Origin of the sequence: Leptospira alexanderi serovar Manhao 3 str. L 60, from assembly GCF_000243815.2 — a bacterium.
GTDB lineage: Bacteria > Spirochaetota > Leptospiria > Leptospirales > Leptospiraceae > Leptospira > Leptospira alexanderi.
In genome coordinates, this window is the sequence record NZ_AHMT02000044.1 from 148,507 (window position 1) to 156,869 (window position 8,363).

Annotated in this window: 16 protein-coding genes and 1 pseudogene; 1 reads left to right on the forward strand and 16 read right to left on the reverse strand. The window is 39.5% G+C overall.

What is annotated here, in order from left to right:
• Nucleotides 1-133: 133 nt before the first annotated feature.
• The 15 genes and pseudogenes from LEP1GSC062_RS14370 to LEP1GSC062_RS25920 all read right to left on the reverse strand — a co-directional run bounded on the left by LEP1GSC062_RS14370 (nucleotide 134) and on the right by LEP1GSC062_RS25920 (nucleotide 6,692).
• A complete protein-coding gene (locus LEP1GSC062_RS14370) occupies nucleotides 134-514 on the reverse strand; it encodes a DUF736 family protein (RefSeq protein ID WP_010579311.1) in 381 nt (126 codons plus the stop codon).
• Nucleotides 507-701, reverse strand: a complete 195-nt coding sequence (locus tag LEP1GSC062_RS14375) for a hypothetical protein (RefSeq protein WP_010579312.1) — start codon at nucleotides 699-701, stop codon at nucleotides 507-509. Before LEP1GSC062_RS14375 ends, LEP1GSC062_RS14370 begins: the two co-directional genes overlap by 8 nt.
• A gap of 248 nt (nucleotides 702-949) precedes the next feature.
• Entirely contained in the window at nucleotides 950-1,102 is a 153-nt protein-coding gene (locus tag LEP1GSC062_RS24055; protein WP_020984596.1) for a hypothetical protein, read from the reverse strand.
• Between the two features lie 149 nt (nucleotides 1,103-1,251).
• On the reverse strand, nucleotides 1,252-2,055 hold the full coding sequence (locus LEP1GSC062_RS14380; RefSeq protein WP_010579313.1) for an ML domain-containing protein: 804 nt from the start codon (nucleotides 2,053-2,055) through the stop codon (nucleotides 1,252-1,254).
• Nucleotides 2,052-2,234, reverse strand: coding sequence for a hypothetical protein (locus tag LEP1GSC062_RS14385; RefSeq protein ID WP_010579314.1), 183 nt, complete (start codon nucleotides 2,232-2,234; stop codon nucleotides 2,052-2,054). The genes LEP1GSC062_RS14380 and LEP1GSC062_RS14385 overlap by 4 nt, the downstream gene beginning before the upstream one ends.
• Nucleotides 2,227-2,478 (reverse strand): hypothetical protein, encoded by a 252-nt coding sequence (locus LEP1GSC062_RS24915; RefSeq protein ID WP_010579315.1) that lies wholly within the window; start codon nucleotides 2,476-2,478, stop codon nucleotides 2,227-2,229. Before LEP1GSC062_RS24915 ends, LEP1GSC062_RS14385 begins: the two co-directional genes overlap by 8 nt.
• 127 nt (nucleotides 2,479-2,605) lie before the next feature.
• Nucleotides 2,606-2,812: a hypothetical protein gene (locus LEP1GSC062_RS14395; RefSeq protein ID WP_010579316.1), complete on the reverse strand. Its 207-nt coding sequence runs from the start codon at nucleotides 2,810-2,812 to the stop codon at nucleotides 2,606-2,608.
• Nucleotides 2,809-2,994 (reverse strand): hypothetical protein, encoded by a 186-nt coding sequence (locus LEP1GSC062_RS24920; RefSeq protein WP_010579317.1) that lies wholly within the window; start codon nucleotides 2,992-2,994, stop codon nucleotides 2,809-2,811. Before LEP1GSC062_RS24920 ends, LEP1GSC062_RS14395 begins: the two co-directional genes overlap by 4 nt.
• On the reverse strand, nucleotides 2,991-3,365 hold the full coding sequence (locus LEP1GSC062_RS14405) for a hypothetical protein (RefSeq protein ID WP_010579318.1): 375 nt from the start codon (nucleotides 3,363-3,365) through the stop codon (nucleotides 2,991-2,993). The genes LEP1GSC062_RS24920 and LEP1GSC062_RS14405 overlap by 4 nt, the downstream gene beginning before the upstream one ends.
• A 184-nt stretch (nucleotides 3,366-3,549) precedes the next feature.
• Entirely contained in the window at nucleotides 3,550-3,774 is a 225-nt protein-coding gene (locus LEP1GSC062_RS25910; protein ID WP_010579320.1) for a hypothetical protein, read from the reverse strand.
• Entirely contained in the window at nucleotides 3,771-3,998 is a 228-nt protein-coding gene (locus LEP1GSC062_RS14420) for a hypothetical protein (protein ID WP_010579321.1), read from the reverse strand. Before LEP1GSC062_RS14420 ends, LEP1GSC062_RS25910 begins: the two co-directional genes overlap by 4 nt.
• A complete protein-coding gene (locus tag LEP1GSC062_RS14425) occupies nucleotides 3,998-4,378 on the reverse strand; it encodes a hypothetical protein (protein ID WP_010579322.1) in 381 nt (126 codons plus the stop codon). The genes LEP1GSC062_RS14420 and LEP1GSC062_RS14425 overlap by 1 nt, the downstream gene beginning before the upstream one ends.
• A gap of 280 nt (nucleotides 4,379-4,658) precedes the next feature.
• Nucleotides 4,659-5,670 (reverse strand): annotated as a pseudogene (locus tag LEP1GSC062_RS14430) (IS5 family transposase); the annotation flags it as partial.
• Between the two features lie 70 nt (nucleotides 5,671-5,740).
• A complete protein-coding gene (locus LEP1GSC062_RS25915) occupies nucleotides 5,741-6,172 on the reverse strand; it encodes a transposase (RefSeq protein WP_425268436.1) in 432 nt (143 codons plus the stop codon).
• Between the two features lie 37 nt (nucleotides 6,173-6,209).
• Nucleotides 6,210-6,692: an IS630 family transposase gene (locus LEP1GSC062_RS25920; RefSeq protein ID WP_010579324.1), complete on the reverse strand. Its 483-nt coding sequence runs from the start codon at nucleotides 6,690-6,692 to the stop codon at nucleotides 6,210-6,212.
• A gap of 128 nt (nucleotides 6,693-6,820) precedes the next feature.
• On the opposite strand from LEP1GSC062_RS25920, the gene LEP1GSC062_RS14445 reads away from it, so the two are divergent.
• Nucleotides 6,821-8,104: an SNIPE associated domain-containing protein gene (locus tag LEP1GSC062_RS14445; RefSeq protein ID WP_010579325.1), complete on the forward strand. Its 1,284-nt coding sequence runs from the start codon at nucleotides 6,821-6,823 to the stop codon at nucleotides 8,102-8,104.
• Here the strand turns inward: LEP1GSC062_RS14445 and LEP1GSC062_RS14450 are convergent.
• A partial coding sequence (locus LEP1GSC062_RS14450) for a transposase (protein ID WP_039942187.1) occupies nucleotides 8,015-8,363 on the reverse strand: 349 nt, incomplete at its 5' end. The genes LEP1GSC062_RS14445 and LEP1GSC062_RS14450 overlap by 90 nt on opposite strands.

The following is an 8,363-nucleotide window of genomic DNA, read 5'->3' on the forward strand; positions in this document are numbered from 1 at the left end:
CGGGGGGGTATTACTCTCCCCCCTCCACCCCGGAAAAATCCGGGCACAAAAAAACCGGAGGACGGTATTGTCCCCCGGTCTGCCTTTACGTGGGCCTTATTCCCTTAGCTTCCCAGCCATACAAATAAAGCCATTAGTATGGAACCTCTTCCTGAGACGGTTTTTTCTCCATCGGTTCCGAATACAATACGTTATAGTCCCCAGGTGTGGCCGGGTCCGGAAACAACGCAAAATTCAGCTTGCCCTCTAAGTGCAGGGGCGCCATTATCTCGCAAGAAAGATATTCTGTAGAGTTCTTAGATGTCTTTTTCCAAGCGGCTCCCACCTGATTCCGTGCGTAATAAACAAGGAAATCAGGCGCGGAGGCCCTGGCATCAGGCGCGTTTTTTTTAGAATTTTCTCTCACGTAAAATTCCATCTTAGGCGAAAACGGAAAATTAATTTCAAGATTGAAAAATTTCTTTCCTTCCTTTTTATCTACCCTCTCCTCCATACGTCCGACTGTTTTACTCATTTCCTTTCACCTCTTCTCTGTTCGCATACCCCAGCGCCTTTTTCATTGCCTCTACGAGAGATATAAAATCACCCTCCTCCAAATAGAACAGGGCTGGTGTTTTGTCCGGTCGCGAAATATAAACCTCGTATTTTATTCCGTCCGTTTCTATGAGTCGTCTGATTGTCGTTCCTGTTGTTTCTGACATTTTTTCTCCTTTTGGTATATTCATTTTATTGAATGCTGCTCGGCTACCGCCGAGGGATTTACAGGGCTCCCACTCCAGGCAGTCCGATTTTTTCGTGGATCACGCTCCATTCCGGTCGATACGCATCGGGTGAGACTAACGTGCAACAAAACACCGAATACAACTCCCGTTGCCAGTCCCGGCCATCGTTTTTAGGCGTATACCGTAAACGACGTAGACGCGTCCGTTGTGGATCGTAAACGCAAGGTTTAGCCACTGTTCTCCGGAACCACTCCGGAGTTTTCAACTGCCGATTGGATTTGTTCCACCATTGCCGGACTAATGATCCTCATGGATGCAACATCCAAAACGACCACCGTTTTATCCCGGAACACAATCGTAATCGATTCTATTTCATTCATCAGTTATTCTCCTTTTGCTTCACGTAATGCAAAATTGATTTGTTCTCGTTGTTCAGCCGACAAATACTTTGAAAACAACGGATACAACGTTTCCAATACCGCAATCAACAACGAATTGCTGTATTCTAAATTTCTAATTCTCTCGTCCATCACTTACCTCGATTGATTATTTCCATAATGCTGTTTGTTTGGCCACCGGTGGAAGGTGTTTGATTCATCAGGCCGGATGCCAATTGCATAATCTGGGCCATATCGATTCCACCGCTTCCGGTTGGTATATTCGGAACTTCTAATCCGAGTGTTTTTCCGAGTAGAGATAATATGAGAGGATTTTCGAGGGCCTTAGTCAGATCAAAGCCTTCGGTCTGAGAACCGTTTTTGAGTTCCCCTTTGACTCGCGATTCAATCGCTCGCGTGAGTTTGGTCCGTTCCGCCTCTAACAAAATCTGATTGTTTTTCGTAATTTCGAGTTTGTATTCCCAGTCTTTGTTAATTCGATCGATTTCATTTTTGTGTGATTCGTTGAGTCGTCTACTTTCCGCTTCGTATGCCGCGCGAAGTCCGTCCAGTTTCGTTTCCCACAATTGTCGTTCATTCTCATGCGAAATTTGATCCTGTTTTCGAAGTTCTAATAATATGCTTAAGTTTAAATCCTTCGGACTTTGAACCTCTACCGGTGGAGTAATTGATATCTGATTTTGTGTTTCAAGCTCCTCTTTGAACGGGATACTGAATTCAAAATTCGAAAGAACCTTTTCCCCCTCACTCGTTACCTCAAATACTTCCGCTCTATACGTTCCGGAGGGAAGGTTTCCGGGAATGGACAGCTTTTTAATCGAGAAAAACATTTCCGTCTTTATATTCAAAAATTCGATTCGATAACTGGACTCGGAACTCGTGCTCGTTGCCAGATTCGAGAGTGTTCGTCTCGCTGTTTTTAGATCCAGTGTCATTGTTTCCCTCTAAACGGCCCTTCTGTCAGCGCTTTCGTAATTGTTCTGGGAGTCAATTTTTTACCGTTACCTAAATACTTCTCAGAAAGTTTCTTGGATATATCCGTTTTGGTATATCCGCGTCGGGCCAACTCCTTAACCTCCGCGACAAAATCGGTTGTTCGGATTATTTTAGGCATTCCGTTTTCCTCTTAACATATTGCAGACGTGTTTTTCGTTTTCGAAATGATAACGCTTACACTGCTCGCATAATATAAACTCGAATATTTCAGATTCATTATGTTTGTCACCTTGCGTTATATACGTTTGCAGTTCCGATGATACATTTCGAATTCCGTGCTCAAACTCTCGTTGGAATCTGTTTTTTACGATTCCAAAGAATTTGTTTAGTTCTTCCGTTATGATTTCGTCGAGATAACGCATTATTTATTCGCTCGTATGTTCGCTACGTGATCGAGATAGAATAGTCCGAACGACACAGACGTTCCGATGAGTAGTATTAGAAATAGTTCCATAATAGATTCCGCTTTTATTTATGTCTCATTGTATATTAAAAAAACTTAATTCTTCCCGGTGGTAAAAAACGATTCCGGTATCCGGTTGATATACACACTCTACAACGACCTGATTGATACAATACCGTCGCACCACGTCCACAACCGGCGCACGTTTTGAGTTGAACCTGACTGCCGGCCGTTACCCCCGGAAGTCCTTTTGATTTGAGTTCGTTATTTAACTCATCCACGAAGTCTTTCATTTCCCCCTCCCTGCAATGAATCCGCATATTCCAGCGAGAAACATAGACGAATACCAGGATAACGATTCAAATAGCAACGCCCCGTCGTGCGGTTCCGGGTTTAGCGTTTCAATCCAAAACGAAATAAAAAATGCAACCGCCATTCCACAAAAAAGAAAAATCGAATATTTCAAATACTTCATGCGGATATACGCTCCGATTCAGTGGTTTGTATTAATAAACGAACCACAGTTAATAACTTCTCCATGGCGGCCGTCCGTTCTGGATCTTGCAAAGTCGGAATAATAACGTCCTGATCGATCGTATCTCTACCATTTGAAAAATGTAAATGCAGGGTTCCGATCGTATTGGGTAATGTGAATAAAAAAGCGCTCGGATTCGTTGAACAAATCGTAACCCGTCCGATCCCCGGACTCAACTCATGTGTTACGTCTTGGAATTGTTGAAACGTATTCAAAAATCCTTTTACACACATTGTCACTCGTTCCGACTCGAACGAGTGAGCATATACAGAAACCGGGCCGTGACTGAATTCGATAGAACGGATTTTCATTTTTTGATCTTCCCCTCGTTCAGAAATTTTTTTGCTCCCGCTAACGTTACCGGAAAATATTTATCAGGAAAAAACTCTGGGACTGTAACCCAGAGGCTTCGTGTTAATAGGTGCATAGATTGTTTGTTATCTAAAATCAATTCCCCACCCGTTCGTAGAACCACTGAGTTTATGTTTACTCGTTTCACAGATATGAACTCCACTTTTTCGATCCGATAAATCTGTGAGCCATACAAAACGGGTTAGTTGAAAATCCATCGTGAATTTCTATTGCAGAAATAGGACGTCCCGGCTGTGTATTGAATATTCTCGTCGCTTTAAACTTTGCTCCCAGTAAACTCCGAGATTGTATTCTAAACGCTCGCACAAAGCCACTCAACTCTATGAAGTGAATAAAATATTCGTTCATCCCGCGGCCCTTGATGCGTGTTTCATTTTTTCTAATTTAGATTCAAGGTTTTTAAATAACTCGAATTCCGCTTCGGTTCGTTCCGCCAATTTTTTAAAAATAGCATCGTCACAAATAGCTTTCGATCTCATATAGCCATCAGCCTGCTCACGCAATTTTGTTCTTTTGTTCCAAACGAGATAACTCAACTCGCGCAATTCGTCGTATGTAAATTCCGTTTCCATTATCTTTTCCCCTTTGCTTTTGCTTCGTCCAGGTCTATGCAAAATTGGTAATACATAGTAACGGCGGTTTTTATAATTTCCTCTAAATTATCACGTGCGGATTTTCTAATGGAATTCCCAATTGCGTGGATGCTATCGGAATCGTTGAAGGTATCAATCGCATGGCGGCCGCGCCGAAAATTCTCCTGTATTTGTGACGCTTGCGTAATGATGGACCCGATTTTGCCGGACCACCAATTTAGTTGTCCGGCCTTAAAATCGCCGTCGTCCCTACTCGCCAACTTTGACAGCGCATTGTCGCGGACTCGTTCAAACGAGTCGAGCATTTCAGAAAATTGTTCTGGGAGTGAGGTTTGTGAATTTTGTTTGGTTTTTGCCATTTCGTAGCATACTACATGGAAATGCAAAATAGTGATAAATTTATTTAAAAAAAATCACTTTAATGTGAACATAATAGAGCTTCCTCATATGTATCTTATGTCCCGTAAAACTATGAGACAGATTAAGTCTCATTGAATCGCAAAACAATAATATCCATTACCGGAAGTTTCGTTTTGTTCACCGGTTTTTTGCAACCAGCGACCGTTTCTCAAGCCATTCAATTTTATCCACCATAGCAGCTTCAATCGCATAAATAGTCGTCCCTGAAAAAGTGATCTCCTAATTAAAATGGTTGCACCAAAGAGAAATTTGAAAAAGGCGCACGCGAAAAAGAGAAATTTGATCCAGAAACAAAAAGAAAGCTCGGAATAGCTTTCTGAAATTACAACCGGCAGCGGATAGGATGGCATTGATACGATCTCCTTCTTGACCTTTCAGAAAGTTCCGATCCATCTTGTGACCCTGTTTCAAATGAGAAATGATCGGTTCAATGGCGGCTCTTCTGTTCATCCATTTCCTTTGCCAACGAGACATTTTCTTTCTGCTTTTATTGGAAAGGTGAACTTCCACATCGACCGGATGATGATCGTTTCCTTTGTAACCTTGATCCACATAACACTCCTTAGGTCGAAAGCCGGTTATCTTTTCCATCTGGTTGATGGCATTCTTCAAAGTATGACCGTCATACGGATTACCGTGCAAGGCTTGAACGCCAACAATCCAATTGGATTTACTGGTAGTAACTAAACTTGTCTTACAACCGAATTCATACTTCTTATGAATTTTACCTTTAGAGATACACTCCACTTCCGGAGCATGAACGCTGTAGATTTTACCTTTACTATTTTTTTCTTGCGTTAGAATCTTCTCGGAAATTTCTAAAAGAGATTGAAGTCGTTTATTAGGATTTTCTACTTTTCGCTCTATGTCGCGTTTTACTCGAGCTAAATACGTTTTTAAACGTTTCGTTTCTTTCTTGGCCCGTTTACTTTGTTTTGCATGTGAATAACGTCCTTGTTTAATGAGTGCTTAATTTACTCTTTCGTTTATAACTTTGTCTTAGTTTGATGCCTTCTTTTACGGCTTATTCAACTAACGTGTGTCTGGCTTTATGATACAGCTTCGCATCCGTTGGAAAAGTGATCGCTTTCTCCTGAACCGTCGTATCTACATTCACTCTCGTAAATTCTTGATGCGTTATCTGACCTTCTCGTTGTCCTAACAAGATTGTCTCTTCTAAGAATTTCTCTACACCTTCACTGCCGATTCGTTTTCTCCATTTTACTACTGATCCCTATAAAAATGAGTACCTAAATACCAGCTTGTCTCCAATAACTATCGAAACTGATTGTATTTGATTTCTATATACCTAAAGTAGATTTAGTTCTTTGAATCAATTGGCTAAGATTCTCCGGACAAAAATTAGCCATATAGTTTTTCTTCCAACGACACCAGATATATTCTTGAGGATTTAACTCCGGAGCATAAGGAGGCAAAAATTCTACTCGAAGCCTTTCCTCGTTTGCTTTTAAAAATTCATTCATTGTTTTGCTTTTATGAGCAGATAGATTATCCCAAACTATTAAAATCTTTTTGCGATTTTCCTTTAGAAGTATCTTTAAAAAATAAATAAGGTCCTGGCTTTTAACAGAGCCTGTTATGATCCGAAAGTGAAAATCTTTTTTAGAAATAGCACCGATTACTGATAACTTTTTCCAAGACATCTTGTGACGAAGGATCGGTGTCTTTCCGATTAAGCTCCAAGTTTCTATCGTATATGGATTCTGGCTGATTCCGCTTTCATACTAAAAAATATGACCTTTAAACCCTTCATTCTCTGCTTTTTTTTATACCGGGCCAAGTTTTCGTTTTCCAAGTTTCAATTGCCTTTTCATCTCTTTCCAACGCTCTTCTTTTAGGTTTTTGATACGAAAATCCTAATTGATGTAAGAGAATTCCTACGTAATCTTGATGATACGTTACTCCGAATTCTTTTCGTATGATTTCCGATACGCGATACGTTGACCAAAGTTCATTCGGATAACCGTAATCTATTGGACCTTTCAAGATGATTCTTTTTAATTCTTTCTTCTCTGAAATGGTCAATTTGGTCGGTCGACCTCGTCGACCATTCCATTTTACTCCTTCGATTCCTTCCTTTTCATATCTTTCTCGCCAACGCATTACCGATTGCTTACTTACTCCAAGCTTTTTTGATACTCCGTAACACGTGTAGCCCTTCTTCAAGAGAGCAATTCCCTTCAACCTACGTTTTTCCAAACGTTTTAACTTTTCCCTTTCTAAGTTTTGCATTATGGCAATGGGATATTATTGTTATATTTTTGGTACTCTTTTTTGTAGGGATCAGTAATAGGTGTTTATACGACATTCAGAGATTAATAGTTAGGCGCCATTTTAAAAATTCATAGAGGAACATACATATGACAATTTTAACGATTTTAATATTTCTGCTCGTAGCAATCTATTTAGGATACTTGCTAGTTAACAAAACTAAAGCATATAACGCGTTATATGAAAAATATAAAAATATTATCGATTTAGAAGCACATAAATCAAACGTCATTAAAGAAACTAATGATTCGATTTCAGAAAGAAATAGAACGCTGACTGAAATACAGATTCAAATAGATCAAATGAGGTCGGATTATTCGGCTAAAAGACAACTTTTAGAAGCGCTAATCCGTGAAATCGAAATCTTTAATGAACAATCAGAAATTATTAGCTATGGAATATACAGTCCACATTTTGATTTTGATACTTCTGATCAATATAAAGAAAAACTATTGGCGGTTAGGGATTCCGGCAAGGAGATGATTAAATTAGAAAAAGCAGCATATTCAAGCACAACCTGGACAGTGAACGGGAGTAAAGCCGAAGGTAAAAAGCAAACAAAACATTATATAAAACTGATGCTACGTGCTTTTAACGGCGAATGTGAAGCAATGATTTCTGATGTTCGTTGGAATAATATTCTAAAAATGGAAGAAAGATTACTAAAAGTTTACGAGGCTATAAACAAATTAGGGGAAACGCACTCAATTCATATAACTAATGAATATTATAAATTAAAGTTGAACGAATTACGACTTACTCATGAATATCAAGATAAAATTTATCAGGAAAAGCAAGAGCAGAAACGAATTCAAGAGCAAATTCGTGAAGAGGAGCGGTCTCAAAAAGAAATCGAAAAAGCGTTGAAAGATTCTGAAGATGAAGAAAAGCGTTACACAAAAGCCTTGGAGCAAGCGAAGAAAGAACTTGAAAAAGCACAAGGTGATCAATTACAAAAAATTCAATTGAAAATGGCTGAATTGCAGCGAGAATTAGAAGAAGCACAACAGCTAAAACAAAGGGCCCTTTCGATGGCGCAACAAACGAAAGCAGGCCATGTATATGTAATTTCAAATATTGGTTCTTTTGGAGAAAGCGTATATAAAATTGGTATGACCCGACGACTTGAACCAATGGATAGAGTAAAAGAGTTAGGTGATGCCTCGGTTCCATTTGAATTTGATGTTCATGCAATTATTTATTCTGAAAATGCACCTGAACTTGAAAAATTGTTCCATAGGGAGTTCGATTTGAGAAAGGTTAACTTAGAGCCGGTCTCAAAACTACCTATTAAAAAAGTTAAAAGCAATGATGGAGCTTGCGAGATAAAGAGATGCCAGATAATTTTCCGCTTTTCTATCCCAGCGAATTAGAATAGCTCTGAATCGATTGTGCCAACTGTTTGTTCTTTCAACGACCCAACGCCTCGGTTTTCCTTTATATTTGCCGATGAGAGGCTTCTCACCTTTTTTCCGAATATGAGCTCGAATGTTTCTTTTCTTGATGAATGCTTCTATATCTTTGAAGTCATAACCTTTATCTAAACAAAGATGCTTCGGTTTTTTTCTTTTTCTTCCGGAAAAAACTAAGATTGAATTCAACGTATCTTTTACACCGCGTTTGTCATGAACG

Excerpts from the sequence above, each read along its gene's own strand:
- LEP1GSC062_RS14425 (WP_010579322.1), bottom strand. The coding sequence starts at position 4,378 with ATGGCAAAAACCAAACAAAATTCACAAACCTCACTCCCAGAACAATTT.
- LEP1GSC062_RS14385 (WP_010579314.1), bottom strand. The coding sequence starts at position 2,234 with ATGCCTAAAATAATCCGAACAACCGATTTTGTCGCGGAGGTTAAGGAG.
- LEP1GSC062_RS25920 (WP_010579324.1), bottom strand. The coding sequence starts at position 6,692 with ATGCAAAACTTAGAAAGGGAAAAGTTAAAACGTTTGGAAAAACGTAGG.
- LEP1GSC062_RS14380 (WP_010579313.1), bottom strand. The coding sequence starts at position 2,055 with ATGACACTGGATCTAAAAACAGCGAGACGAACACTCTCGAATCTGGCA.
- LEP1GSC062_RS14370 (WP_010579311.1), bottom strand. The coding sequence starts at position 514 with ATGAGTAAAACAGTCGGACGTATGGAGGAGAGGGTAGATAAAAAGGAA.
- LEP1GSC062_RS14375 (WP_010579312.1), bottom strand. The coding sequence starts at position 701 with ATGTCAGAAACAACAGGAACGACAATCAGACGACTCATAGAAACGGAC.
- LEP1GSC062_RS25910 (WP_010579320.1), bottom strand. The coding sequence starts at position 3,774 with ATGAACGAATATTTTATTCACTTCATAGAGTTGAGTGGCTTTGTGCGA.
- LEP1GSC062_RS14445 (WP_010579325.1), top strand. The coding sequence starts at position 6,821 with ATGACAATTTTAACGATTTTAATATTTCTGCTCGTAGCAATCTATTTA.
- LEP1GSC062_RS24920 (WP_010579317.1), bottom strand. The coding sequence starts at position 2,994 with ATGAAGTATTTGAAATATTCGATTTTTCTTTTTTGTGGAATGGCGGTT.
- LEP1GSC062_RS14420 (WP_010579321.1), bottom strand. The coding sequence starts at position 3,998 with ATGGAAACGGAATTTACATACGACGAATTGCGCGAGTTGAGTTATCTC.
- LEP1GSC062_RS24915 (WP_010579315.1), bottom strand. The coding sequence starts at position 2,478 with ATGCGTTATCTCGACGAAATCATAACGGAAGAACTAAACAAATTCTTT.
- LEP1GSC062_RS14405 (WP_010579318.1), bottom strand. The coding sequence starts at position 3,365 with ATGAAAATCCGTTCTATCGAATTCAGTCACGGCCCGGTTTCTGTATAT.
- LEP1GSC062_RS14395 (WP_010579316.1), bottom strand. The coding sequence starts at position 2,812 with ATGAAAGACTTCGTGGATGAGTTAAATAACGAACTCAAATCAAAAGGA.
- LEP1GSC062_RS24055 (WP_020984596.1), bottom strand. The coding sequence starts at position 1,102 with ATGAATGAAATAGAATCGATTACGATTGTGTTCCGGGATAAAACGGTG.